The organism is Epibacterium sp. ABV4_022, from assembly GCF_056159345.1.
The window spans coordinates 2,254,423-2,279,460 of record NZ_JBSWVA010000001.1; the positions used below are offsets into that span (position 1 = coordinate 2,254,423).

Sequence of the window (25,038 nt, forward strand, 5' to 3'; positions counted from 1 at the left end):
CGGGCTTTTTTTTATTACCGCGCGGACCATAACCGGTCCACGCCTGCATTGGCCGTGACCCTCTCGCCGTCTTGTGTGTAGGCGATGCTGCCGGTGTCGCGCAGGGCCCGGGGCGTGAGCCAGAGGCATTCCCCCTCCGGGGGCTCCGCCTCGACCGAGAGCACGATCACCTCCTCCGGCGCGCAGCTTTTTTGCCATTGGCCGAGGCCGGTTTTGCCCAGGACATGCACAAACCGGCGCCCAACCGCTTGAAACTCCAGTACCTTGCCCGTCTGCCCGGACGCCATTCGGGCAAAGGCCTGCGCCTGATCCGCACCATCGCCGTCGTTTTCCAGCCAGATCCCCGCCACGAAACTCTTGCCACGCGGGCGCGATAGGGCGCGTCCCTCGGATGTCATCACGCCGACCAGACCGCCATCGGCCGAGATCAGAACCTCGGGGCGCGGCGAAGAGGGCCAGAAGAACAGCGCCACGCCGATGGGCGCGAGGCCAAGCCAGCGCACCCGCCCCTGCCACAAGAGCACCAGCAATGCGCCCAGGACCAGCACCGGCAGTATCCACGGCTCTGGCGCGACCACCTGACCGCGGGCACCAGGCCAGCCGGCGACGGTGTCAGCGACGGTCAAAATCCAGCTGATCCCCTGCGACATGATCCAGAATCCAACTGCGCTGGCTCCAAACGGCGCCAGGCAGATCGCCAGCACCGCGCCCGGCACCACCACCGCGCCCATCACAGGTACGGCCGCGAGATTCGCAATCAGCCCGTAATGCGAGATCATGTTGAAATGCGCCGCTCCAAAGGGGGCCGTCGCCAGCCCCGCCACCAGCGAGGAGACAACCAGCGCGGCAATCCAGCGTGCAGCACTGCCCAACGCGCCCCCGCGGCCGGGACGAAACACCGGCTGCACCGCCTGAAACACCACCACCAGGGCCAATGTGGCGGCAAAGCTCATCTGGAACCCGGCGCTCAGCAGGCTTTCGGGGCGGCGCAGCAACACCAGCACCGCCGCAAAGGCGACCCCACGCACGGAAATGGCCCGCCGGTCCAGAAGCACCGCCACCAGCATCACCGCCACCATCAGGAACGCCCGTTCGGTGGCGACATTGGCCCCCGACAAGAGCAGATAGCCAAAGCTCGCCAGCAGGGCGACGGCAGCGGAGATCTTCTTGACGGGCCACCGCAGCGCAACAGAGGGCCACAGCGCAAACGACCGCCGCAGGCTGGCAAAGATCACGCCGGCAAACAGGCCCATGTGCAGCCCGGATATGGCCAGCAGATGCGCCAGATTGCTGGCGCGCAGATCCTCGGTCACCTGTCGCGGCACATGGGCGCGATCGCCGGTAACAAGGGCGGCTGCAACGCCGCCGGTGCGCTCGGGCAGTGCGGCGCGCACCCAGTCTGACACCCGGACACGCAGGCTGGCGATCGGGAGCATCTCCGGCGGGGCGCTGCGCAATACGGGCACGCGGCTGTAGCCCACCGCCCCAAGCCCCAGAAACCAGGCGTGGCGCCGAAAATCAAAGCCGCCGGGCTCGGCCGGGCCTTGCGGCGGCGACAGATGCGCGGTGGTCATCACCCAGGACCCGGGCTCCGGCGCGGTGCCATCAAACAGCGAAATCCGCACCCGTCCTGGCGTGCGCGCAGGCGACACATCATCCAGTCGCACATTCCCCAGCGTGATCCGCATGGCGTCAGAGGCGGATCTGTCGACCTTGAGCACCTGCCCCTCCACGGCGCCGTAATAGCGAAACGACAACACCGGCGCGCCGACCTGATGCGCGCGCGCGCCCATGTAGCAAAAGCCGAGGCCGACCAGAACCAGCGCCGCCGCCAGCAGCCCCAGCCCATCCCCGCGCCGCGCGCAGAGACCCAGCCCCAGCAAGACGCCAAGCACGGCCGCATAGATCGACGCGGAGGGTTCCTGTGCGAGGCCGAAATAGAGCCCGATGCCAAGGCCAAAACACACCGGCACCCAGGGAAACAGATGTCCCCGCTGGAGCTGTAGCATTGTATCAAGGGCGCCGAGAATGCGCACGCTTGCTCCCTGCCTTCTGGCTCGGTACACAGGCGTCAAACGTTGAACCCTCAAGGTTTCCAAAAGGTAAATACCCCACATGTCCCAACCGGTCGTCACCCGTTTCGCCCCCTCGCCCACCGGCTTTTTGCACATCGGCGGCGCGCGCACCGCGCTGTTCAACTGGCTCTATGCACGCGGGCGTGGCGGCAAGTTCCTGTTGCGGATCGAGGACACCGACCGGGAGCGTTCCACCCCCGAAGCCACCGCCGCCATTCTGCAAGGGATGCGCTGGCTTGGGCTCGATCACGACGGCGAGGTGGTGAGCCAGGCCGCGGGCGCGGCGCGTCACGCAGAGGTCGCGCATCAGCTTCTGGCCGAGGGCAAGGCGTATAAGTGTTTCTCCACGCAGGACGAAATCGCCGCCTTCCGCGAGGCCGCAAAGGCCGAGGGCAAATCCACCCTGTTCCGCTCGCCCTGGCGCGACGCCGCCGAATCCGAACATCCGGACGCCCCTTTTGCGATCCGCATCAAGGCGCCCAAGGACGGCGAGACCGTCATTCGCGACGAGGTTCAGGGCGATGTGACCCTCAAAAATGCGCAACTGGATGACATGATCCTGCTGCGCTCCGACGGCACGCCGGTCTATATGCTGGCGGTTGTCGTCGACGATCACGACATGGGCGTGACCCATGTGATCCGTGGCGATGACCACCTGATGAACGCTGCCCGCCAGATGATGATCTACGAGGCGATGGGCTGGCAGGTGCCGGTCTGGGCGCATATCCCGCTCATTCATGGACCGGATGGTAAAAAATTGTCGAAACGCCACGGGGCGCTCGGCGCGCAGGAATACCAGGCGATGGGTTATCCGGCGGCGGGCATGCGCAACTACCTGGCGCGGCTCGGCTGGGCGCATGGCGATGACGAATTCTTCACCGATGCGCAGGCCAAAGAGTGGTTCGACCTAAGCGGAATCGGCAAGAGCCCGGCCCGGTTCGACACCAAGAAGCTTGAGAACCTCTGCGGCCAACATATTGCAATCGCTGAGGATGCTGCGCTGCGGCAGGAAATCGAAGCCTATCTGGAGGCCGCCGGTAAACCCGCCCTAAGTGACGCACAGTCACGCGGGCTTGAAGCGGCGATGCATTGCCTCAAGGACCGGGCAAAGACCTTTCCGGAACTCCTTGAAAAAGCCCATTTTGTGCTGGCTTCACGTCCGCTGGACCGGGATGCGAAGGCGGAAAAAGCGCTTGATTCAGTATCCCTTGGTATACTGGGAGAATTGACGCCGCATCTGCAAAATGCTAGCTGGTCGCGAGACGAACTTGAGGCCGCCCTGAATGAATTTGCCGCGGCCAAGGACACGAAGTTTGGCAAATTGGCCGGCCCGCTGCGGGCTGTGCTTGCAGGCCGCGCGGTAACGCCTTCGGTCTTCGACATGATGATCTGCCTGGGCCGGGATGAAACGCTGGCCCGGCTCAAGGACGTAACAGGCTGATTGCCCGATGGGATCTGATGGTCAGATCCGGGTAAGCCCGTTCGGATAGGATTCCGCCTGCGTCGCCAGTCGACGTCGGCGCCCCGCTGCGCGGAACGGGCCACCCGCCCTCTCTGCGCCTGTAACAGGAAGGGACATCTATGACAGATTCACAAAAAACGGCCCAGCTGAGCCTGAATGGTGAGACCTACGATCTGCCCATTTTCAAGCCCACCGCCGGGCCGGATGTTCTGGACATCCGCAAACTCTACGCTCAGGCGGGCGTCTTCACCTATGACCCGGGCTTCACCTCCACCGCGAGCTGTGACAGCACCATCACCTATATCGACGGCAACGAAGGTGTGTTGCTGCACCGTGGCTATCCGATCGACCAGCTGGCGGGGAAATCCCACTATCTGGAGGTCTGCTATCTGCTGCTCTATGGTGAGCTGCCGACCGCAACCCAGCTTGAGGATTTCGAGACCCGTGTGACCCGTCACACCATGGTCCACGAGCAGATGCACAACTTCTTCCGGGGCTTCCGTCGCGATGCGCACCCGATGGCGACCCTTGTGGGTGTTGTGGGCGCAATGTCGGCCTTCTACCACGATTCCACCGACATCTCGGATCCGTGGCAGCGTGAAGTGGCGGCCATCCGTCTGATCGCAAAGCTGCCGACGATTGCGGCGATGGCCTATAAATACTCCATCGGCCAGCCGTTTGTGTATCCGCGCAATGACCTGGATTACGCAGCCAACTTCCTGCACATGTGTTTCTCCGTTCCGGCAGAAAACTACGAGGTCGATCCGATCCTGAGCCGGGCGATGGACCGCATCTTTACCCTGCATGCGGACCACGAGCAGAACGCCTCGACCTCGACCGTGCGCCTGGCGTCGTCCTCCGGGGCCAACCCGTTTGCCTGTATCGCGGCTGGCATCGCCTGCCTCTGGGGTCCCGCACATGGTGGTGCCAACCAGGCCTGCCTCGAGATGCTCAAGGAAATCGGCTCCGTCGACCGCATTCCGGAGTTCATCGAACGCGCCAAGGACAAGAACGATCCGTTCCGCCTGATGGGCTTTGGCCACCGCGTCTACAAGAACACCGACCCGCGCGCCAAGGTGCTGAAGCAATCCGCCGACGAGGTGCTGGAGCTGCTGGGCGTCGAGAACAACCCGCTGCTGCAAGTGGCCAAGGAGCTGGAGCAGACCGCGCTCAACGATCCTTACTTCATCGAGAAGAAGCTGTTCCCGAACGTCGACTTCTACTCGGGCATCATCCTCGAGGCGATGGGCTTCCCGACCTCCATGTTCACGCCGATCTTTGCGCTGTCGCGCACCGTTGGCTGGATTTCCCAGTGGAAGGAAATGATCGGCGATCCGCAGAACAAAATCGGCCGTCCGCGCCAATTGTATCTGGGTGAGACACAGCGCGATTACGTCGATATCGAAAACCGCTGAGCCGTAGCAAAAGAGACCTTAAAAACCGCCCGCAGTTGCCGGGCGGTTTTTTTATTGTTTTCAGCGACATGCATATCGCGCAGAGAACAGAGATCGCATTCGGGACTATTGTCGCGGATGCCGAAACAGACAGTTTTAACCAATCTTCAATTAAATACGTTACTTTTCAAATTCCGGCCTTAAAACGGACCATATACCCGCAGGTTGCCATGTGTTTGCCGCATTCAAGAATGGCGAGCAATGCGCTGACCTGTGATTACCGAACGAGGGCATGGAATGTTTCTACTTGCGATGATGGGAACCCTGGCAGCCGTTGGCGCCTTTGTGGCCCTGGATGGTGACGGTGACGACAGCGATGACAACACCGAAGACACCGCCGCCAACGAACGGGTGCCGGACAGCACGCTGGAAGGCTCCGCACTCAGCGACCTGCTGATCGGGACCGACGGGCACGATCTGATTTCCCTGGGCGACGGCGATGACCGCAGCGAAGGCGGTGAAGGCGACGACACCATCAATGGCGACGCAGGCGCGGACGATCTGCGTGGCGAAAACGGCGATGATGCGCTCTACGGCGATGCCGGCACCGACGACCTCTACGGTGGCGACGGCGATGATTTCATCTCCGGCGGCGCTGATGCCGATATCCTCGAAGGCGGCGCCGGTGATGACCGCATGACCGGGGGCGGTGGCCTCGATGTGATGGTCGGCGGTTCGGGCGACGACACCATGAGCGGCAGCCTCGGTCAGGACTACATGTCGGGCGATGCGGGCGACGATAGTCTCTCTGGCGGCTATGGCGGTGACGGGCTGCATGGGGGTATCGGCGCCGATACCCTTGACGGTGGCGCTGGGGATGATGCGCTGAATGGTGGCACGCTGGTCACCGATCCGTCGCTGTCCTCGCCGATCACGCTACGGCAGGTCTTTCTTCAAAACGAATCCACTCCCAGCACCTTTGGTCTGGATGTCGTCGATGATGGCACCGCCGATGTGCTGAGGGGCGGCGATGGCAATGACGTCCTGCTTGCCGGGGCCGGTGATGATCTGACCGGTGGCGAGGGGCTCGATGTCTTTGGCATCGGCGACTGGATGGATGCCGGAGAGGCCGCGATTATCCGCGACTTCAACGTCGGGGATGACAGCATTGTCTACCGCTACGACGGTCTGACCCCGCCGGATCTCAGCTATGAAACCGTCACCAATTCCGATGGCAGCGCCGATGTGGAAATCCTGGTCGGAGGTGAGGTCATCGCCTATCTGGAAAACGCGGGCGATGGATTTGATCCCGCCACCCATGTGCAGCTGCTTCGGGCAAACGCCTAACGCTGCGCCAGACGGACCAACCTATGAAAAAGCCGCCCCGGATCGGGCGGCTTTTTTGTGGTAACAGAGTGGCTTGCGCGCGGTCAGCGCCCTTCAAACCCCGGTTTGCGCTTTTCCATAAATGCGGTGACGCCCTCCATGAAATCACGGCTGCGGCCCAGCTCTCCCTGCAAATGCGCCTCCAGCGACAGCTGGTCGGACAGGCTGTTGTTGGTGGAGCCACGCAGCGCCTGTTTGATGGCGCCAAAGGCCTTGGACGGGCCGCTGGCCAGATAGGCCGCACGCGCGTTCCAATGGGTCTCGAACTCCGCGTCCGGCACCGCTTCCCAGATCATCCCCCAGTCACTGGCCTGACGCGCCGAGATCCTGTCAGCAAACAGCGCCGCGCCCATCGCCTTGGCCAGCCCCATCTGGCGCGGCAGGAACCACGTGCCGCCCGCATCCGGCATCAGCCCGATCTTGGCAAAGGCCTGGAGGAAATAGGCGCTCTCGGTGGCGATCACCACATCGGCGGCGAGCGCCAGATTGGCCCCTGCCCCGGCAGCCGGACCATTCACGGCAGAGAGCGTCGGCACCGGGCAGTTGTAGATCGCCTCCAGCATCGGCACATATTCGTCGCGCAGCGTGCGCTCCAGATCGATCTGGTTGCCACCGGAGGAGGCGTCCTTGAGATCCTGACCGGTGCAAAACGCATTGCCCGCCCCGGTCAGCACCACTGCGCGCGCCTCGGATGCGGCCGCTTTCATCGCATGGGTGATTTCCGCCCGCATCTGGCTGGTGAGCGCATTCATGCTCTGCGGGCGGTTCAAGGTCACGGTCGCAAGCCCGTCTGCAAGCGAATACTGAATGTCGCGGTAGTCCATGCGTGAAATATCCCTGTTCGAGTTATGCGCATGTTGACCTAAGCATCCGCCTGCGAAAAGACAAACGCCGCGTCAGCCAATCTTTGGCTTTTCTTGCGTTTTCTGCCGCTCTGCGAGCAAGGACAGCAGCGCCGCCCCATGTGCATCCATCGGAGTTTCGACCCGCGCATAGTCCGACCCATCGCGATTGCGGGTCAAAAGCTGCATCTCGATCAGGCTGCGCCGGATCTGGGCCGCATCGTGAAAGCTGCAGTGCTCGTCAATCAGCGCCGAGATTTGCCGCTCGCTCCAGCGTTCCCGGGCCGGCAGTCGCGCCCAGATCACCCAGAGGCACAGCTCGCGCACCCCGCGTTTTGTCGGCCAGCTTTCCCAGCGTCCACGATTGTCGAAATAGCGCGCCGCCCGCGCGATGCGCTTGTGGTCTATCTCTGGCGCGGGCGGGTTCTGGCTGCGCAGGTGCTGGAAATTGCGATACCCCGCGGCGCGGGCCACATGGTTCAGCATCTCCACGTGGCTTGGTGCCTCAGTCAGAGCGTTGCGCAGCTGCTTGGCGAAATCCGACACATCGGGAATGGTCAGACGGATCACATCCTTGGACATCATGTCCTCCATTTATGCAGGATGCCGGGCATGGCTCAGGCCATACGGATGTCCGCCCTTGTCCAAAGGCACCCCGATCAGGAGTCCAATGACATGATGTATAAAGCAGGTTTAGCGGGTGGCGGAGCCTTGGTGAACTGCGGACCAAGGCCTCAATAGCAAAATGTGCCGGATCAGGCAATCCGCCCGCGTCCCGGTATCAGACGTCAGTCCTTGAGGATTTCCTTGAGGCGCGCCTCTTCATCGGCTGACAGATCGTCCGTCTCGGCCCCGCCCGCCGCCGTGGCGCGTTTGCGCAGATACAGAAGTGCGATCAGCAGCGCCAGCACCAGCATCATCGGTCCCGCCGCCCAGAGAATCCAGTTGGCCCCGCGCACCGTCGGTTTCAGCAGCACATATTCGCCGTAGCGATCCACGATGAAGTCGATCGCCTCTTCATCGCTGTCCCCCGCCACCAGACGCTCGCGCACCAGCAGGCGCAGGTCGCGGGCCAGATCGGCGTTGGACTCGTCAATGCTCTCGTTGCGACACACCAGACAGCGCAGCCCCTTGGACAGGTCGCGGGCGCGTTCTTCCAGTTTCGGGTCGTCCAGAACCTCGTCCGGCTGCACGGCAAAGGCCGGCGTGACCGACAGGAGCAGAACCGCCATCAGGGCTTTGATCAGACGTATCATTCTGCCGGCACCCCTTCTGCGGTCGTTTTGCGCGCCCCGGCGGCAACGCGGAACCGCCGGTCCGACAGACTCAGCAGCCCGCCAAGGGCCATCAACAGGCAGCCGCCCCAGATCCAGTTGGCAAAGGGCTTGATATAGGTCCGCATGGTAAAGCCGCCGCCCGCCTGCGCATCCCCGATCACCACATAGAGATCCCGGGTGAACCGGTAGTCGATCGCCGCTTCGGTGGTGGGCATCTGCGCCACCGGGTAGACGCGCTTTTCAGGCCGCAGGGTGGCGATCTCGCGCCCGTTGCGGGTCACTTCGATCACGCCCATGGTGGTGAAATAGTTCGGGCCGCGCCCCTCTTCGACCGCCCTGAGAACCATGTCATAGGGGCCGACGCGGAAGGGCTCGTCGATATTGGCGACGCGAATGTCCTCGACCTGCCAGGCGGTAAGGCCCGCAATCGCAAAGATCGTGACCCCAAGCCCGGCATGCGCCACCGACTTGCCCCAATCGGCGCGCGGCAGGCGCATCAGGCGGGCCAGCTTGTCCTTGCGCCCGGCGCGGTTCCACAGATCCAGCGCCGCACCGCTGACCACCCAGGCCCCGAGCATGGCCCCGACCGGACCCAGCAGGCTGTCGCCGGACTGTACGGCCCAGGTGAGACCCGCGATCGCCAGCGCCAGCACCATGGCATACCGCAGCGCCCAGAGGGTCTTTGCGCCCTTGCCCCGTTTCCACGGCAGCACCGACCCGATCGGCAGCAACAGACCCAGCGCCACCATGAAGGGTGGAAAGGCCGCGTCAAAGAACGGCGCCCCGACCGAGAGCTTGCGGTCAAACGCCATCTCGGCCACCACCGGCCAGAGCGTGCCGACAAAGACCACAAAGCAGCTCACCGCCAGCAGCAGGTTGTTGGCCACCAGCGCGCTTTCGCGGCTGACCATGGAAAACACGCCCTTGGCCTCCATCGCCTGCGCCCGCAGCGCAAAGAGCAAGAGCGCGCCGCCGGTAAACACCGCGAGGATCGCCAGGATCACCACGCCGCGCTCCGGATCATTGGCGAAGGCATGCACCGAGGTGAGCAGACCGGAGCGGACGATAAATGTCCCGATCAGCGAGAACCCAAAGGCGAGGATCGCCAGCAGAATGGTCCAGCTTTTCAGGCTCTCGCGCTTTTCCACCACGATCGCCGAATGCAGCAGCGCCGCCGAAAGGAGCCATGGCATGAAGGAGGCGTTTTCGACCGGATCCCAGAACCAGAACCCACCCCAGCCGAGTTCGTAATAGGCCCACCACGACCCCAGCGCGATGCCGATGGTCAGGAAGATCCACGCCGCCAGGGTCCAGGGCCGCACCCAGCGCCCCCAGGCCGCATCAACGCGCCCCTCGATCAAGGCCGCAACCGCAAAGGAAAACGCCATCGAGAGACCCACATAGCCCAGGTACAGAAACGGCGGATGGAAGGCGAGGCCTGGATCCTGCAGCAGCGGGTTCAGATCCTGCCCGTCAAAGGGTGGATTTGACAGCCGCAGGAATGGGTTGGAGGTAAAGAGGATAAAGGCAAAGAACGCCACCCCGATCGCCGCCTGCACGCTCAGCACGCGGGCCTTGAGCGTCGGCGGCAGCCCGCCGCCAAACACCGAAGCCGTGGCGCCAAAGAGGCTCACGATCAGCACCCACAGCAGCATGGAGCCCTCGTGATTGCCCCAGGTGCCGGAAATCTTGTAGATCATCGGCTTTGCGGAATGGCTGTTGAGCGTCACCAGCCGCACCGAGAAGTCCGAGGTCACAAATGCCCAGGTCAACGCGCCAAAGGCAAAGGCGGTGAACAGGAACTGCGCCTGCGCGGCGGGTTCCGCCACAGCCATCCATCCGGGCCAGCGTTTGTGCGCACCAATCAGGGGCACGACCATCTGAACAATCGCGATCATGAAGGCTAGGATAAGGGCGAAGTGACCGAGCTCTGTAATCATACCTGCTTCTATATCGGTCTCGCAGATCAGCGCCAATCACATTCGCCCGCGTCCCCGCGCCGCAGGGGGTCTTCAATCACCGCGCGCGCGGTGCCAGTCCGCAAGCGCCGGATTATCCGCGCTGTCGTTTTCTCTTTTCTTTTCTGTGGGTTGCGCGGCTGTATTCAGCTGTTCGATATTCTCAACCGCCTGCGGCACCCGTGCCAGGCTGCGTGCGATGCCTTCCTGAAAGGCCTGTGTCTTTGCCTGACTGCGCGCGCCAAAGTAAAACGACACAACGATCCCCAGGAGCCACCACAGGGGTTCGGGCACCAGGGCCACGCCCTGCATGCGGGCCGCAAACCACAGCGGGTCCACCATCGCCGCCACCATCAGCCCCAACGTCCCCAGCGCCAGCATCGGGCGCGGCAGACGGTTGACCCCATCCATGAAGCGATCAAAGCCGCTTTTCTGCCCTGCAAACTCGGCTGCGAACTGCGCCAGTGCTGCGCCTTGCAGGTCATGCGCCCGCACCGCCGCCTGTTCGCTGTTTTCGCGAAAGACCTCTGCGGTCTCGCGGATCACATTGCGCCGATTGCCAAAGAGCATCTCCCAAAGTGTTGAAAACATGGAACCTCCTTCACGACCAATGCGCTGTGCGGGACTGAAACTCTGCCGGGGTCATGTGATAGCGTGGCGCGATGAAGTCTTCGGCGCGGCGAATCCAGCCGCCCTTGCCGCCTGCCCGGGTGCGGGCATATTTCCGGCTGCGCGGGCGGCGATCCGCAAGGTCGAAATAGTAGTTCCGGCGCGCGATCCCATAGGCATTGACCAGTGCCTCCATATTGACCTGCCCCGCAGCCTGCGCCGCCTTGGCCGTCTGCGGCCCCATGGCGCCATCTACCCGCAGGTCATAGCCCATCGCGCACAAAAGCTTTTGCAGGATGCGCACCGCGTTTGCGCCCGCGTTGACATGCATATCAAAGACGCTGGCCTGAAGCGGCTCTGGCAGCAGATGCAGACGCGGGCGGCGGAAGTATTCACGCAGGAAAATCTCTTCGGCCTGCGCGCGATCCAGCGCCTTGACGTCGCGCCGATCCACCGCGCCGTCACCGGTCAGATCAAGGCCAAGCCGGCGCAGCGTGTGAATGGTGACACCATGTTTGGTCGCCCCGCCGGGATCGTCGGGGTCATTCACATAGCCGCCTTCACGGGCGACAATCTCTCGGGCGATTTTTGCGACATCCATGCCAGATCCTCCAATCGGGAACTGGCAGGAAGACTAGCGTTCGGGCCTTGAGATCAGGTGCGCGCGGCGTGCGCCAAATACGCAACGCGCCCGTGCGAAGACCGCCGGGCGCGTGGTAAAACCAAAGGCATACGTCGAGGAAATCAGCTCTCGTCCTCGCGGTAGACACCCTGTTCCTTCAGCGCATCCACCACTTCCTTGGGCATGTAAGTCTCATCATGTTTTGCAAGGATTTCAGAGGCTTCAAAGACACCGTTGATATAACGCCCGGTACCCACCATGCCCTGATTTTCCTCAAACAGGTCCGGCAACACCCCGGTAAAGGTCACCGGCACGCTGGCCCCGCCATCGGTCACTGAAAACAGCACCGCCTCGCCTTGACCGCGTTGCAGGCTGCCTTCTTCGACCAAACCGCCGATGCGGAAGGTCTCGGTCGGATCGGGCGGCGTCTCCATCACCTGACTGGGCGAGCGGAAGTAGTTGATGCCATCGCGCATCGCATATCCAATAAGCGCCGTGGACCCGATCAGGGCCACGGTCGCAAGCGCTATGATCTGGATTCGCCGCTGCTTCTTCAGGGACTTCATCTGGACCTCTTGTTCAGGGGAACAGCGGTGCCATCATCAGCCCAGCTGTTTCCTCTTCACCTAACATCAGGTTCGCATTCTGCAAGGCCTGACCGCTGCTACCTTTTGTCAGGTTATCAAGCGCCACGATGACAATCGCCCGCCCGTCGATGCGATCCCCTGTCACCCCGATATGAACGAAGTTGGAGCCGCGCACATGGTGGGTCGAAGGGGCCTCGCCAAAGGGCAGCAGCTCGACAAAGGGCTCGTCAGCATAGGCCTTGGCAAAGGTCTCGTGGATCTTTTGCGCATCGCCTTTGACATAGGTGGTCGCCAAGATGCCCCGGTTCACGGGCAGCAGATGCGGTGTGAACTGAACCTGCACGGGACGCCCCGCCAGCAGAGAGAATTCCTGATCGAACTCGCCCTGATGCCGGTGGGTGCCGCCAATGGCATAGGCGTTGTAGCCCTCGCTCAGTTCCGCATGCAGCAGGTTTTCCTTGAGCGCCCGCCCGGCGCCGGAGACTGCGCATTTCATATCCAGAATGATCTCATCCAGATCAATGACGCCCGCCGCGATCAGCGGCCGCAGGGCGAATTGCCCGGTTGCGGCGTTGCAACCTGTACCCGCCACCAGCCGCGCCGATCTGATCTCGTCACGGTAGAATTCGGTGAGGCCATAGACCGCCTCTTTTTGCTGCTCCAGCGCCGCATGCGGGTTGCCGTACCATTTTTGATAGGCGTCCGGGTCGCGCAGCCGGAAATCCGCCGAAAGATCGACGATCTTCAGATCGCCGGGCAGTTTGGCGATCACCTCCTGGCTGGTCTTATGCGGCAGCGCGCAGAAACACAGATCGATCTGCGAAAAGTCGATTTCATCTATTTTGCAAAGGGTTGGCAGCGAAAGATGACGCAGATGCGGGAAAACATCTGCCATCTCCATGCCTGCCTTGCGCTCGGCGGCAAGCGCTTTGATGGTGATGTTCGGGTGCTGAGAAATCAGCCGGATCAGCTCTGCGCCGGTGTAGCCGGACGCACCAAGGATTGCCACGTTATGGGTCATGTCGAGACCTCGAATTGTTCATGTATCAGGAGGGCCTGCAGAAGGTGCAGACAGGAAATCAGGTTGGACGTGAGGGTATAACCCCTCAGGCCGCGTCAAAAGTGATTTCTCGTCGCAAGAACTGCGTCGCGCGACTGCTGACACGTCCGGCATCGCCCGTGGTCACATAGCCTGCGGCACCGCCGCCGATCATCTCGGGGCGACGCTCCAGATAATGCGCGAGGCTGTCGGCCACCAGACGGCCCTGGCTGAACACCTGCACATCCGGCCCCAGCGCCTTTTGAAAGATGTCCTCCATCAGCGGATAATGGGTGCAGCCCAGAATCGCCGCCTCGGGACGGGGCATCTTGCGCAACAGCGCGTCGACGTGGCTTTTGACCAGTGCCTCGGCCAGGATCATGTCGCCGTCCTCGATGGCATCAACAACTCCGCCACAGGCCTGCGCTTCGACGTCGACGCCGATGGCGCGAAACGCCAGTTCGCGCTGGAACGCGCGGCTTGCCACGGTGGCGGGGGTTGCAAACAGCGCCACATGTTTCACGGCCACCTCACGCGGGGGCGAATTGTCGCCCCACTGGCGTTCGGTCAGCGCCTCGATCAAGGGCACAAACACGCCGAGCACCCGCTTGCCCTCGGGCACGCCCGCCTCTTGCATCCGCCGCAGGGCCGCCGCCGAGGCGGTGTTGCAGGCCAGGATCACCAGATTGCAGCCGCGATCCCACATGTCGTGCACAGCCTTATGGGTCAGCTGATAGATATCTTCGGCATCGCGCACCCCATAAGGCGCGTGACTGTTGTCGCCATAGTAGAGGAAATCCACATCCGGCAGGCGCTTTTGCGCCGCATCCAGAACCGTCAGACCACCAAGACCGGAATCAAAAATACCAACTGCCATGTCACACTGCCTTTGGGTGTGCGGACCCGTTCAGGCCCGGTGTTTTTCTTCGAACTCAAACCCGTAGTCATAGGATTTGAGCGGTGTTGGAGACAGCTCATACGTGGCTTTGCGCAGGAAATCCATCATTGCTTTGGAGTCCTTGGCCAGCGGGTCCAGCACATCACGGCCGATCGGGTCGCCGACCACCACCCGGACCGGGGTGCCGACGCGTTTCTTGAACTCCTTGATCAGGAGGCCCATGCGCAGCGTGTAATGCAGATGCGAGGCAATCTGGAACAGCCGCGAAGTGTGCCCGTCAAAGTACAAGGGCACCACAACCGCATCGGATTTGGCCACCATCCGCGCGGTAAAGCCGCGCCAGCCCGGATCCATCGGATGGGCAAAGGGTTTGGCCGCGGTGGACACCGTCCCGCCGGGGAAGATCCCGATCGCACCGCCCTGCCCCAGATACGACAGCGCCTCGCGCCGGGTTTCGAGGTTAGCCTTCATCGCCTCCTTGGTCTCGGCAAAATCGATCGGCAGGATGACCTTGTTCAGATCCTCGGCCTTGCGAAACACCTGATGCGCCAGAATGCGGAAATCCCCGCGCGTGCGCGACAGGATATGCCCCATCATCAGCCCGTCCAGGATACCATAGGGGTGGTTTGCAATCAGGATCACCGGCTTGTCGCGCGGGATATTGTCGAGACTGCCACCCACCACATCAAGGCTGAGACCGTAGCGTTCGACGATCACGTCCCAGAAACTGCGCCCCGAGGCGACCTCGGAATCATAGCCCTTGGCGCGCTTTATCAGCCGCAAACGACCGGTGGTGTTTTCCATCAGGCGGATCATGATCCGACCCGGCCGCGTCTCGGCCGAGTGCGAATAGGAAATATCGCGAGCGATATGACGACGCTCAAGCATGTCTTTGAGGTCTCCGTAAAGACAGGGAATGCGCTGCCTGCGGTGCAGGTGCCCGGCTACCTAAGGCCGGGCGCGCATATTGCCCAGCCTTGGTAACACATTCATGACGCCATCCCCAAGACACAGTGGCGTGGGGGCCACTATTCGGCGGCGGCCTTCAGCGGCGCAGGCCCCTGTTTGAGCGCCACCAGCAGTTCCTCGCGCCGCTTGGCAGCCTGCTGTTCGCTCTTCATCTTGACAGGGCCAAAGCCACGGATCTGCAACGGCAGCTCCGCCAGCGCCACCAGCGCATCCATGTCCACCGCGTCGGATTTGCCGAGCCATTCCTTCATATCGGTTTCATACTGCTTGATCAGCGCCCGCTCCATCTTGCGCTCGGCGGTATAGCCAAAGACATCCAGCGGCGTGCCGCGCAGCCCCTTCAGCTTGGCCAGGATCCGCAACAACCGTTCCGTACCGGGGCCGAACTTGCGCTTTTTCGGGCGACCATTGGCATCCTTGCCGCCCAGGATCGGCGGCGCGAGGTTGTAAGAGATCTTCAGATCGCCATCAAACTCCGCCGCCGCCTTGTCGCGGCTGCTCAGCAGCAGGCGGGCAACCTCGTATTCATCCTTGTAGGACAAGAGCTTGTGATAGCCTTTTGCCACCGCTTCCTTGAGCCGCGGATCGGAGACACCCGTCACCAGTTTCTCGTAGCGTTTCGCGAGCCGCTCGCCCTGGTAGTCCACGAGCTGCGTCCGGCGATAGGCGATTTTCTCATCAAGCGTTTTGGGCAGCTCAACGACGCTCGGCGCCAGCAGTTTGGCCGCGTCCTCGGGATAGAGCACCGCCCAGCGTCCGATGTCAAAGGCGCGGAGGTTCTTTTCCACCGCAGCGCCATTCAGCTCGATGGCCTGTTTCAGCGCCTCATAGGACACCGGGATCAGCCCCCGCTGCCAGGCGGCGCCAAAGACCATCATGTTGGAAAAGATCGAATCTCCCATGCTGATGCGCGCCAGTTCGGAGGCATCAAACAGATCCACCCGGTCCCGCAACCGCGCCTGAAGCGCGACCTGCAACCTGTCGCTTGGCAACGCAAAATCGGTGTTACGGGTGAATTCCCCGGTGATGATCTCATGGCTGTTCACAACCGCGCCCGTGCGCCCGGTGGAGGTCAGGCCAAGGGTCTTGGCTCCCGCGCTCACCACCAGATCGCCGCCGATCAGCGCGTGCGCCTCGCCAGTGGCGACGCGGATGGCGCTGATGTCCGAGGGCTGCTCGGCAATGCGGCAATGAATATGCACCGCGCCGCCCTTTTGCGCGAGGCCGGCCATTTCCATCATGCCCGCGCCCTTGCCGTCGATCTGCGCGGCCTGCGCCAGCACCGCACCGATGGTCACCACGCCGGTGCCGCCAACGCCGGTGATCACCACGTTATGGGTGCCGTCGATCGCGGGCAATTGCGGGTCCGGCAACTCCGGCAGCTCCAGACTGGCGGTGGCGCTCTTCTTGATCTTGGCGCCCTCGACGGTGAGGAACGACGGGCAAAACCCGTTGAGACAAGAGAAATCCTTGTTGCAGCTGGACTGATCGATGGCGCGTTTGCGGCCCAGTTCGGTCTCTTTCGGTACGATCGACACACAGTTCGACTGCACCCCGCAATCGCCGCAGCCCTCGCAAACGTCGGAGTTGATGAACACGCGTTGATCCGGATCCGGGAACAAGCCCTTCTTGCGGCGGCGACGTTTTTCGGCCGCGCAGGTCTGGATGTAGATGATGGCGGAGACGCCCTCCACCTCCTCGAACTCGCGCTGGACCTTCATCAACTCGCCCCGCTCATGCATCCGCATGCCGGAGGGGAACTGGCTGGCGACCACGTCCTCTTTTTCATCGTAGACCACGGCGATGGTCTTGACCCCCATGGCGGTCAGCTCATGGGCGATCTGCGGCGCGGTGAGACCACCCTCGGCCTGCTGGCCACCGGTCATTGCCACCGCGTCATTATAGAGGATCTTGTAGGTGATATTGGTGCCCTCGGCGAGCGCGGCGCGGATCGCCATCACCCCGGAGTGGTTGTAAGTTCCGTCGCCAAGGTTCTGAAACACATGGTTTCTTTTGGAAAACGGCGCCTCGCCGATCCAGTTGGCACCCTCACCGCCCATATGGGTGAACCCGACGGTTTCGCGGTCCATCCACTGCACCATGAAGTGACAGCCGATCCCCGCATAGGCGCGGGAGCCATCCGGCAGTTTGGTAGAGGAGTTGTGCGGGCAGCCGGAACAGAAATACGGCAAGCGCGCGGCGATTTCCTCGGCATTGTCGGCCCGTTTCGCATCATCGAGCGAGGCCAGACCGGCGCGGATCGCCTCGGTGTCGCGGCCTTCTTCGATCAGGATATTGCCCAGTTTCTCGGCGATCATGATCGGGTCGAGCGCATATTTGGTCGGGAACAGCTCCTCGCGGTGCATGGTGCCCGCACCGCCCTTGTACCAGCCGTAGACCCGACGCCCGCGCCGGTCGTCAAAGATCGCTTCCTTGATCTGGATTTCGATCAGCTTGCGCTTTTCTTCGACCACCACGATCAGATCGAGCCCTTCGGCCCAGTCGTGGAACCCTTTCATGTCCATCGGCCAGGTCTGCCCCACCTTATAGGTGGTGATCCCAAGGCGTTCGGCCATGTTTTCGTCGATATTCAAGAGGCTTAGCGCGTGAACCAGATCCAGCCAGTTCTTGCCCGCAGCGACAAAACCGATCTTGGCGCCGGGCTTGCCCCACATGCGCTTGTCCATCTTGTTGGCATGGCTGAAGGCCTCGGCGGCAAAGCGCTTGTAGTCGATGATGCGGTCTTCCTGACGGAAGCGGTCATCGTCCAAACGAATGTTCAGCCCATCCGCCGGCATGTCGAACTGCGGCACGGAGAGTTGCATCCGGTCGGGATCGCCGTCGACAACCGAGGTCACCTCGATGGTGTCCTTCATCGTCTTGAGCCCCACCCAGAGGCCGGAAAACCGTGACAGCGCATAGCCATAGATGCCGTAGTCGAGGATTTCCTGCACCCCCGCCGGGCTGACGATCGGCAGGTAGCAATCCAGCAGTGACCATTCCGACTGATGCAGCACGGTGGAGCTTTCGCCGGTGTGGTCATCGCCCATGGCCACCAGCACGCCGCCATGTTTCGAAGAGCCCGCCATATTTGCATGGCGCAGCGCATCGCCGGAGCGGTCGACCCCCGGCCCCTTGCCGTACCACAGACCAAAGACACCGTCGTATTTGCCCTCGCCACGGATCTCTGCCTGTTGCGCGCCCCAAAGCGCGGTGACGGCAAGATCCTCATTGAGACCATATTGGAACGTCACGTCAGATTGCGTCAGCAGCTTTTCCGCGCGTTTCATCTGCATGTCGACAGCGCCAAGCGGCGAGCCGCGATAGCCGGTCACCAGACCGGCGGTGTTCAGGCCGGCGGCCACGTCGCGCGCTTTCTGCATCAGCATCAGGCGCACCAGCGCCTGGGTGCCGTTCAGCAGAATCGGCGATTTTTCAAGATCGTAACGGTCATTGAGCGAGATCTTTTGCGTGCTCATCCGGTCCTCCTCAACCATGACTTGCTTGCATTTTGGATCCAATAATAGGTCATAGATGCTGACCTGTATAGCCGTATTCGAAAGAATCCGTGTCAAACTCCGGTAAGGTTTGAAACTTATGCTGTTCCTAAGGTAGTTTGTCTAAAAGAGGCAGAAAGAGTAAAATCAATGGATTGGGACAAACTCAGGATCTTTCATGCAGTTGCGGACGCGGGCAGCCTGACCCATGCGGGGGATCGCCTCAATCTGTCCCAATCTGCGGTGTCGCGGCAGATCCGGGGGCTCGAAGAGAGCCTGAACGCAACATTGTTTCACCGCCACGCGCGGGGGCTGATTCTCACCGAACAGGGCGAGTTGCTGTTTGATGCCACCCGCACCATGGCCAAACGCCTGGAAACCGCCTCGGCGCGAATCCGCGACAGCGAAGAAGGCGTGTTCGGCGAATTGCGGGTGACCACCACCACCGGGTTCGGCACGCTCTGGCTGGCGCCGCGCCTGGCGAAACTTTACGAACAATATCCCAACCTCAAGATCGACCTGATGCTGGAGGAACGGGTGCTCGACCTGCCCATGCGGGAGGCCGATGTCGCCATTCGCATGAAGGAACCCAGCCAGGCCGACCTGATCCGCAAACGGCTGATGACGGTGCAGATGCGGCTTTATGCGTCGCGGGGCTATATCGACAAGTTCGGCTGGCCGGAAACGATCGAGGAAATCTGCGACCACCGCCTGATTTGCCAGAGCCTGCGCTCGGCGCAGGTGGGCTCTGCCACCGTCATGGTGCAGAAGCTGATGACCCATAACCCCAAGTCGCTTTTGACCGTGAACAACTATTTCGGCGTGTTGCAGGGGGTGTTGCAGGATCTCGGCATCGGGGTGCTGCCGGACTATGTGACCGAGGATTTCCCCGATCTGGTGCAGGTGTTGCCAAATGAGGACACCAATGGTGTGCCCGTCTACCTCGCCTACCCTGAAGAGTTGCGCCATTCGCAGCGTGTTTCCGCCTTTCGGGACTTTGTGCAGAATGAGATCATCGCACACCGTAAGCACATGAAAGAACTTGGAAAAATCTGATATCTGCCGTAGCGGCATGCACACAGCCGCGCAGCTATGCACATAGCGCATGGCAGGCTTGATTTAACAAGTGTTTCAAAACCCTTGCGGCATCGCGGCAGGCACCCTAAATGACCCTCATGAAGACGCGGCACACGCCGCACTTCATACCTCCCTGTTGGACTACGGCCGAGCTTAGTGCTCGGCCTTTTTTTTGGCCGCAGAGGATCTTGCCCAGTTTTTTCCCGCGCGCCGCATGTCCCGCTATCGCGTGTCGCGTGCCGCGTGGTGTCGAACATGATCTAGGCCGCGGCACGCCGATGGTGCCAGACAAAACATCGCTTTTCCGACGCAATAAGACGACGCGCGCCCCATGTGATGTGTCGACAGGCAGGCAACGGCCCGCCTGCCCAATTTCCGGGCACAGCCTGCATCCGCACGATGCTGTATCATGCCCCCTTTCCCCGCCGTTGGCCTTGCTCTAAAAGGCCGACAACATGAAGCGACCCGGGGGGCCATCTAAGCGCCATGCAGGAACCAGCCATTACGACTGAAGTGATCGAAAACCACGGACTGAAACCCGATGAGTACGATCTGATCCTGGAGATCATCGGCCGGGAGCCGACATTTACCGAACTCGGCATTTTCTCCGCCATGTGGAACGAACATTGTTCCTATAAATCCTCCAAGAAATGGCTGCGCACCCTGCCGACCTCCGGCCCGCAGGTGATCTGTGGTCCCGGCGAAAACGCCGGTATCGTGGACATCGGCGATGGCGATGCGGTCGTCTTCAAGATGGAAAGCCACAACCACCCCTCCTACATCGAGCCCTACCAAGGTGCCGCCACTGGTGTTGGCGGCATTTTGCGTGATGTCTTCACCATGGGCGCGCGGCCGATCGCCTCGATGAACTCGCTGTCCTTTGGCGAGCCTGCGCATCACAAGACCCGACAGCTGGTCAATGGCGTGGTTGAGGGCGTTGGCGGCTATGGCAACTGCTTTGGTGTGCCCTGTGTCGGCGGCGAAGTGCGCTTCCACCCGGCTTACAACGGCAATTGCCTCGTGAACGCCTTTGCGGCGGGCCTCGTGAAGACCGACATGATCTTCTACTCGGCTGCTTCTGGTGTGGGCATGCCGGTTGTGTACCTCGGCGCCAAGACCGGCCGCGACGGTGTGGGCGGGGCCACCATGGCGTCGGCAGAGTTTGACGACACCATCGAAGAAAAGCGCCCCACCGTGCAGGTTGGCGACCCTTTCACCGAAAAACGCCTGATGGAGGCGACGCTGGAGCTGATGCAGACCGGTGCCGTGATCTCCATTCAGGACATGGGCGCCGCGGGTCTGACCTGCTCCGCCGTAGAGATGGGCGACAAGGGCGGCCTTGGCGTGCGTCTGGATCTGGAAAAGGTTCCGCAGCGCGAAGAGCAGATGACCGCCTACGAGATGATGCTCTCGGAGTCGCAAGAGCGCATGCTAATGGTGCTGAAGCCCGAGCTGGAGGCCGAGGCCAAAGCCGTCTTTGAGAAATGGGACCTCGATTTTGCGATCGTGGGTGAGACCATTGCCGAAGACCGCTTCCTCATCATGCACAACGGCGAGGTCAAGGCCGACCTGCCGCTGTCAAAACTCTCCTCCTCCGCGCCGGAATATGACCGCCCGTGGATCGAGGTCGAGGCCCCCGAGGCGCTGACGGATGCGGATGTGCCGACCATTGACCCGATCGACGGGCTGAAGGCGCTGATCTCCAGCCCCAACTACGCCGGCAAACAGTGGGTCTATGAGCAATATGACACCACCGTGATGGGCGATACCGCCCGTCGTCCGGGTCTGGGTGGCGGCGTGGTGCGCGTGCATGGCACCGACAAGAAACTGGCGTTCACCTCTGATGTGACCCCGCGCTACGTCAAGGCGAACCCGGTTGAGGGCGGCAAACAGGCCGTGGCCGAGGCCTATCGCAACCTCTGCGCCGTGGGGGCCAAGCCGCTGGCGACCACCGACAACCTGAACTTCGGCAACCCCGAGAAGCCCGAGATCATGGGCCAGTTTGTCGGCGCACTCAAAGGCATCGGCGAGGCGGTGTCGGCGCTGGATATGCCGATCGTCTCCGGCAACGTCTCTCTTTATAACGAGACAGACGGTCAGGCGATCCTGCCCACCCCCACCATCGGTGCGGTGGGTCTGGTTGCGGCGGATGAAGAGCCGATCCTGGGTGAGGCCCGCGACGGTCACGTGCTGCTGCTGGTGGGCGAAACCACAGGTCACCTCGGCCAGTCGGCGCTCCTGCACGAGGTCTTCAACCGCGAAGACGGCGATGCGCCTGCAGTGGATCTGGAGGCTGAAAAGCGCAACGGCGAATTCATCCGCGACAACCGCGATTTCATCAAGGCCTGCACCGACATCAGCGATGGTGGTCTGGTGCTGGCCGCGTTTGAAATGGCCGAGGCCGCCGGTGTTGGCGTGCAGATCGATATCAGCGATACGCCGACCCTCTTTGGCGAGGATCAGGCCCGCTACCTCGTCGCCTGCAACTTTGACCAGGCAGAGGCCTTGATGATTGCCTCCGGCCAGTCTGGTGTACCGCTCCTGACCGTTGGCCGCTTTACCGGCGACACCGTCAAGATCGGCAGCTCCGAGGCGACACTGGAAGAGTTGAGCCAGATCTTCCGCGCAAGCTTTGCCGAAGCGGTCGCCTGAGTAAAAATGGCGGGGGAACTCCCGCGCCCGCAGGTGCCTTAGCAGATGCTAAGCCCCCTTGGCGGCCTTGGGCCCGGCACCGCGCCTGCGCGGTGCCGGGCCCAACTGTGTTGGGCGGGCCCCTTTGGGGCCGGTCCATAAGCAGGCGGGAGCGCCCTCGTCCCGTTTCACATCGGTCGCGATGAAACAGACCTTACAATCACGGTAGAGTTGCTTGCGTCCCCCGCATTGCAGCCCTACATTTTGGCAAAAGAACACCACAGCAAGGATGCGCCCCATGCCAATGCAGGCCCATGAAATCGAAGCCCTCCTGCGCGAAACCTTCCCGGATGCGCAAATTCAGGTGGGCGGCAGCGATGGCGTTCACATGTCCGCCATGGTCATCGACGAGAGCTTTCGCGGCAAGAACCGCGTGCAGCAGCAACGCGCTGTCTATGCCGCGCTCAAGGGGAAAATGGATGGCCCCAGCGGTGAGCTCCACGCCCTCGCTCTGACCACCAAAGCGCCGGAATGAGTTGGAAAGTCTGGCTCCTCAGCCGGACAAGATCGCGACCACAGCTTCTGACGTGCCACCTGGTATGGAAGCCACCGATCTGGAAATCGTGAAACACGCTCACACCGCCAGCGCACAGGCGCAAGATTACAACCGTTCGATCAGCCGGAAACTATCGCGTTAAACGCGCATCCCGGCGCCACGAAAAAGGACCAATACCATGACCGACGCAAAGACCCGCATCGATGAAACCGTCAAAGCCAATGATGTTGTGCTTTACATGAAAGGCACCAAGGAAATGCCGCAGTGCGGGTTTTCCTCGCGCGTGGCGGGCGTGCTAAACTACATCGGCGTCGACTACACCGACGTGAACGTGCTGGCAGATGAGGACATCCGTCAGGGCATCAAGGACTATTCCGACTGGCCGACCATCCCGCAACTCTACATCAAGGGCGAGTTTGTCGGCGGCTGCGACATCATCACCGAGATGACCCTCTCCGGCGAACTCGACGGCATGTTTGAGCAAAACGGCATCAGCTTTGACAAGGATGCTGCCGACAAGATCCGCGAAGCCAACGCCTGATCTGGGCCGGATCCGGGCCTGATCCGGGATCCGATCCTCACAAGAAAGCCCGCCAACCTGATGGTTCGGCGGGCTTTTTATCTGTTTAAGTGGCAGAGGAACGGTCAGGCCTGCGCGGTCTCTTCGCCCTCGGCAACGCTTTCTGCGGCGGCGTCGGCGGAGGCATCGGAGCCTTCCGCCTCTTCCGTGTCTTCGTCGTCATCGTCAGGCGCGGCCTTTTGCTCGATTTCGCCGGCCAGCGCCTCGGCGCGCGCTGCCAGATCTGCCAAAGCATCGGCCACCTGTGGCGGCACGACCGGCACCTCGACCTGTTCCGGCTCCGGCGGCGGCGCATTGCGCAGCTCTTCCAGCTCGGCAACCTTCTGGGCGATCTCGGCATCCTTTTCCGCCAGCACCGCTTCGACTTCCTTGATCCGGTCCTCGACTGCGGCTGTCTTGTCCGCCAGCATCAGGCCCGCCATCAACAGCATGCGCGCCTCGGGCATGCGCCCGATCTGATCCGACAGCACCTGGGCCTCATCGTCGAGCATCCCGGCCGCCATCTCCAGAAAGCTCTGTTCGCCTTCCTGACAGGACACCACAAAATCGCGGCCTCCGATGTGAATGGTCACTTCCGGCATCAGGCTTCTTCTCCTTCCGGCAGGTTGGGCGCGGTGGCCAGCAGGGGCTCCAATCGGGCCAGCACCGCGTTGACCTCGGCCTGGTCGGTGGCGCGGGCCGCCTTCAGCCCTTCGACCTCGGCTTCCAATCCTGCATTTATCAATGTCGGATCACCGACCCCTTCGGCATTGGCCGCACGCAGGGCGGCATTGGACTGGCGCAGTTGATCGTTGCTGGCCCGAAGGTTCTGCAACTCCCCGTCCAGCTCTCCCAGGCGCTGGTCCAGCTCGGCGCTGACCCCTTCGTCGACCGGCGCATCACCGCCAGAAGCTGCCTCCGCCGCTTCGGCCCGGGCCCGCATGGCCTCCAGTTCGATGCGCAGCGTGTCCAGTTCGGCGTCCAACGCCGCCGTATCAACCGCCGGTGCCAGCTCGGCGCCTGCCCCGGCGGAAAGCGCGTCGATCTGTGCCTGCAAGGCCTCGTTCTGGGCGGTGGCCTCCGTCAGGTCGTCCTCAAGCTTTTCGTGTTCACTGGCGGCCTGGTTGCGGGCCACTTCCAGGTCCTGCTTCAACCGCGCGACTTCGGCCTTGAGCGCGTCGACCTCGACCGGGTTGCCGGTCGCATTGCGCAGCAGCTCCAGCTCCGCATGCAGCGCGATCATGTCCTCGGCGCCGTCGACGGCGGCCACCTTCTTTTCCATGTCCTCAAGACGGCCGTGCAGCAGCTTCAGCCGCTCTTCGAGCTGCGCATTTGCCATCCGCTCGTCTTCGAGATCGGCCAACAGCTCTGCATGCTTTTGCATGTCCAGCTCTTCCAGCGTCGGCACCGGCCGGTTGGCATGCTTCTGTTCCAGCGCCGCGACGCCGCCATAAATACGGTGCAGCGCAGTCTGGATGCGGCCCTGCAATTCTTCTAACTGCTCCATGCGTTCCTCTTCGCCTCCTCCGGTGCCGCGGTACGGGCAGAGCCTGCTTCTGCCTTCCGACCGCGGGCCGGTCTTTTGCCGTTTGTCGCCATG

At 62.2% G+C, this 25,038-nt stretch carries 20 protein-coding genes and 1 pseudogene; 7 read left to right on the forward strand and 14 right to left on the reverse strand.

Going from position 1 to position 25,038, the window contains the following annotated elements; genetic code table 11:
• Positions 1-14 precede the first annotated feature (14 nt).
• Positions 15-2,036, reverse strand: a complete 2,022-nt coding sequence (locus ACXAF5_RS10645; protein ID WP_474946555.1) for a ComEC/Rec2 family competence protein — start codon at positions 2,034-2,036, stop codon at positions 15-17.
• A 79-nt stretch (positions 2,037-2,115) separates the two neighbouring features.
• On the opposite strand from ACXAF5_RS10645, the gene gltX reads away from it, so the two are divergent.
• From gltX to ACXAF5_RS10660, 3 genes are all read left to right on the forward strand, one after another.
• Positions 2,116-3,516 carry a glutamate--tRNA ligase gene (gene gltX, locus ACXAF5_RS10650; protein WP_239319969.1) on the forward strand — a complete coding sequence of 467 codons (1,401 nt, stop codon included), beginning with the start codon at positions 2,116-2,118 and terminating at the stop codon, positions 3,514-3,516.
• Positions 3,517-3,656: 140 nt separating this feature from the next.
• Positions 3,657-4,952: a citrate synthase gene (gene gltA / locus ACXAF5_RS10655; RefSeq protein WP_239319967.1), complete on the forward strand. Its 1,296-nt coding sequence runs from the start codon at positions 3,657-3,659 to the stop codon at positions 4,950-4,952.
• 276 nt (positions 4,953-5,228) lie between these two features.
• Entirely contained in the window at positions 5,229-6,278 is a 1,050-nt protein-coding gene (locus ACXAF5_RS10660; protein WP_474946556.1) for a calcium-binding protein, read from the forward strand.
• An 83-nt stretch (positions 6,279-6,361) separates the two neighbouring features.
• On the opposite strand, the gene ACXAF5_RS10665 is transcribed toward ACXAF5_RS10660, so the two are convergent.
• From ACXAF5_RS10665 to ACXAF5_RS10715, 11 genes are all read right to left on the reverse strand, one after another.
• Positions 6,362-7,141, reverse strand: a complete 780-nt coding sequence (locus tag ACXAF5_RS10665) for an enoyl-CoA hydratase-related protein (protein ID WP_474946557.1) — start codon at positions 7,139-7,141, stop codon at positions 6,362-6,364.
• Positions 7,142-7,213: 72 nt separating this feature from the next.
• Complete coding sequence (locus ACXAF5_RS10670) at positions 7,214-7,741, reverse strand: DUF2087 domain-containing protein (RefSeq protein WP_474946558.1); 528 nt, start codon at positions 7,739-7,741, stop codon at positions 7,214-7,216.
• Positions 7,742-7,947: 206 nt separating this feature from the next.
• A complete protein-coding gene (locus ACXAF5_RS10675; RefSeq protein ID WP_474946559.1) occupies positions 7,948-8,415 on the reverse strand; it encodes a cytochrome c-type biogenesis protein in 468 nt (155 codons plus the stop codon).
• Positions 8,412-10,376, reverse strand: coding sequence for a heme lyase CcmF/NrfE family subunit (locus ACXAF5_RS10680; RefSeq protein ID WP_474946560.1), 1,965 nt, complete (start codon positions 10,374-10,376; stop codon positions 8,412-8,414). Before ACXAF5_RS10680 ends, ACXAF5_RS10675 begins: the two co-directional genes overlap by 4 nt.
• A gap of 72 nt (positions 10,377-10,448) precedes the next feature.
• Positions 10,449-10,985: a holin family protein gene (locus ACXAF5_RS10685; protein WP_474946561.1), complete on the reverse strand. Its 537-nt coding sequence runs from the start codon at positions 10,983-10,985 to the stop codon at positions 10,449-10,451.
• Positions 10,986-10,995: 10 nt separating this feature from the next.
• Positions 10,996-11,604, reverse strand: a complete 609-nt coding sequence (locus tag ACXAF5_RS10690; protein WP_474946562.1) for a holin-associated N-acetylmuramidase — start codon at positions 11,602-11,604, stop codon at positions 10,996-10,998.
• Between the two features lie 143 nt (positions 11,605-11,747).
• Positions 11,748-12,191, reverse strand: a complete 444-nt coding sequence (gene ccmE / locus ACXAF5_RS10695) for a cytochrome c maturation protein CcmE (RefSeq protein WP_065323984.1) — start codon at positions 12,189-12,191, stop codon at positions 11,748-11,750.
• A 13-nt stretch (positions 12,192-12,204) separates the two neighbouring features.
• Positions 12,205-13,233, reverse strand: a complete 1,029-nt coding sequence (argC, locus tag ACXAF5_RS10700; protein ID WP_474946563.1) for an N-acetyl-gamma-glutamyl-phosphate reductase — start codon at positions 13,231-13,233, stop codon at positions 12,205-12,207.
• Between the two features lie 85 nt (positions 13,234-13,318).
• Complete coding sequence (locus ACXAF5_RS10705) at positions 13,319-14,128, reverse strand: glutamate racemase (RefSeq protein ID WP_474946564.1); 810 nt, start codon at positions 14,126-14,128, stop codon at positions 13,319-13,321.
• 30 nt (positions 14,129-14,158) lie between these two features.
• Complete coding sequence (locus tag ACXAF5_RS10710; protein WP_239359541.1) at positions 14,159-15,037, reverse strand: lysophospholipid acyltransferase family protein; 879 nt, start codon at positions 15,035-15,037, stop codon at positions 14,159-14,161.
• A gap of 140 nt (positions 15,038-15,177) precedes the next feature.
• Positions 15,178-18,615 carry an indolepyruvate ferredoxin oxidoreductase family protein gene (locus tag ACXAF5_RS10715; RefSeq protein ID WP_474946565.1) on the reverse strand — a complete coding sequence of 1,146 codons (3,438 nt, stop codon included), beginning with the start codon at positions 18,613-18,615 and terminating at the stop codon, positions 15,178-15,180.
• 150 nt (positions 18,616-18,765) lie between these two features.
• On the opposite strand from ACXAF5_RS10715, the gene ACXAF5_RS10720 reads away from it, so the two are divergent.
• From ACXAF5_RS10720 to grxD, 4 genes are all read left to right on the forward strand, one after another.
• Positions 18,766-19,671 (forward strand): LysR family transcriptional regulator, encoded by a 906-nt coding sequence (locus ACXAF5_RS10720; RefSeq protein WP_239319912.1) that lies wholly within the window; start codon positions 18,766-18,768, stop codon positions 19,669-19,671.
• 507 nt (positions 19,672-20,178) lie between these two features.
• Positions 20,179-22,344: a phosphoribosylformylglycinamidine synthase subunit PurL gene (gene purL, locus ACXAF5_RS10725; protein ID WP_474946566.1), complete on the forward strand. Its 2,166-nt coding sequence runs from the start codon at positions 20,179-20,181 to the stop codon at positions 22,342-22,344.
• Between the two features lie 277 nt (positions 22,345-22,621).
• Positions 22,622-22,858: a BolA/IbaG family iron-sulfur metabolism protein gene (locus ACXAF5_RS10730; protein WP_011538457.1), complete on the forward strand. Its 237-nt coding sequence runs from the start codon at positions 22,622-22,624 to the stop codon at positions 22,856-22,858.
• Between the two features lie 199 nt (positions 22,859-23,057).
• Positions 23,058-23,420 (forward strand): Grx4 family monothiol glutaredoxin, encoded by a 363-nt coding sequence (gene grxD, locus ACXAF5_RS10735; RefSeq protein ID WP_474946567.1) that lies wholly within the window; start codon positions 23,058-23,060, stop codon positions 23,418-23,420.
• A 209-nt stretch (positions 23,421-23,629) separates the two neighbouring features.
• Here the strand turns inward: grxD and ACXAF5_RS10740 are convergent.
• Together ACXAF5_RS10740 and ACXAF5_RS10745 are read right to left on the reverse strand one after the other, a co-directional pair.
• Positions 23,630-24,040, reverse strand: a pseudogene (locus tag ACXAF5_RS10740) (cell division protein ZapA); the annotation flags it as partial.
• Positions 24,040-24,945: a hypothetical protein gene (locus ACXAF5_RS10745; RefSeq protein ID WP_474946568.1), complete on the reverse strand. Its 906-nt coding sequence runs from the start codon at positions 24,943-24,945 to the stop codon at positions 24,040-24,042. The gene ACXAF5_RS10745 and the pseudogene ACXAF5_RS10740, both read right to left, overlap by 1 nt.
• Between the last annotated feature and the right edge of the window lie 93 nt (positions 24,946-25,038).

Coding starts and splice junctions, on each gene's coding strand:
- gltX (WP_239319969.1), top strand. CDS start 2,116: ATGTCCCAACCGGTCGTCACCCGTTTCGCCCCCTCGCCCACCGGCTTT.
- gltA (WP_239319967.1), top strand. CDS start 3,657: ATGACAGATTCACAAAAAACGGCCCAGCTGAGCCTGAATGGTGAGACC.
- ACXAF5_RS10720 (WP_239319912.1), top strand. CDS start 18,766: ATGGATTGGGACAAACTCAGGATCTTTCATGCAGTTGCGGACGCGGGC.
- ACXAF5_RS10680 (WP_474946560.1), bottom strand. CDS start 10,376: ATGATTACAGAGCTCGGTCACTTCGCCCTTATCCTAGCCTTCATGATC.
- ACXAF5_RS10675 (WP_474946559.1), bottom strand. CDS start 8,415: ATGATACGTCTGATCAAAGCCCTGATGGCGGTTCTGCTCCTGTCGGTC.
- ACXAF5_RS10685 (WP_474946561.1), bottom strand. CDS start 10,985: ATGTTTTCAACACTTTGGGAGATGCTCTTTGGCAATCGGCGCAATGTG.
- ACXAF5_RS10690 (WP_474946562.1), bottom strand. CDS start 11,604: ATGGATGTCGCAAAAATCGCCCGAGAGATTGTCGCCCGTGAAGGCGGC.
- ACXAF5_RS10715 (WP_474946565.1), bottom strand. CDS start 18,615: ATGGTTGAGGAGGACCGGATGAGCACGCAAAAGATCTCGCTCAATGAC.
- ACXAF5_RS10670 (WP_474946558.1), bottom strand. CDS start 7,741: ATGTCCAAGGATGTGATCCGTCTGACCATTCCCGATGTGTCGGATTTC.
- ACXAF5_RS10745 (WP_474946568.1), bottom strand. CDS start 24,945: ATGGAGCAGTTAGAAGAATTGCAGGGCCGCATCCAGACTGCGCTGCAC.
- ACXAF5_RS10660 (WP_474946556.1), top strand. CDS start 5,229: ATGTTTCTACTTGCGATGATGGGAACCCTGGCAGCCGTTGGCGCCTTT.
- ACXAF5_RS10705 (WP_474946564.1), bottom strand. CDS start 14,128: ATGGCAGTTGGTATTTTTGATTCCGGTCTTGGTGGTCTGACGGTTCTG.
- purL (WP_474946566.1), top strand. CDS start 20,179: ATGCAGGAACCAGCCATTACGACTGAAGTGATCGAAAACCACGGACTG.
- ACXAF5_RS10710 (WP_239359541.1), bottom strand. CDS start 15,037: ATGCTTGAGCGTCGTCATATCGCTCGCGATATTTCCTATTCGCACTCG.
- ACXAF5_RS10730 (WP_011538457.1), top strand. CDS start 22,622: ATGCCAATGCAGGCCCATGAAATCGAAGCCCTCCTGCGCGAAACCTTC.
- ccmE (WP_065323984.1), bottom strand. CDS start 12,191: ATGAAGTCCCTGAAGAAGCAGCGGCGAATCCAGATCATAGCGCTTGCG.
- grxD (WP_474946567.1), top strand. CDS start 23,058: ATGACCGACGCAAAGACCCGCATCGATGAAACCGTCAAAGCCAATGAT.
- ACXAF5_RS10665 (WP_474946557.1), bottom strand. CDS start 7,141: ATGGACTACCGCGACATTCAGTATTCGCTTGCAGACGGGCTTGCGACC.
- argC (WP_474946563.1), bottom strand. CDS start 13,233: ATGACCCATAACGTGGCAATCCTTGGTGCGTCCGGCTACACCGGCGCA.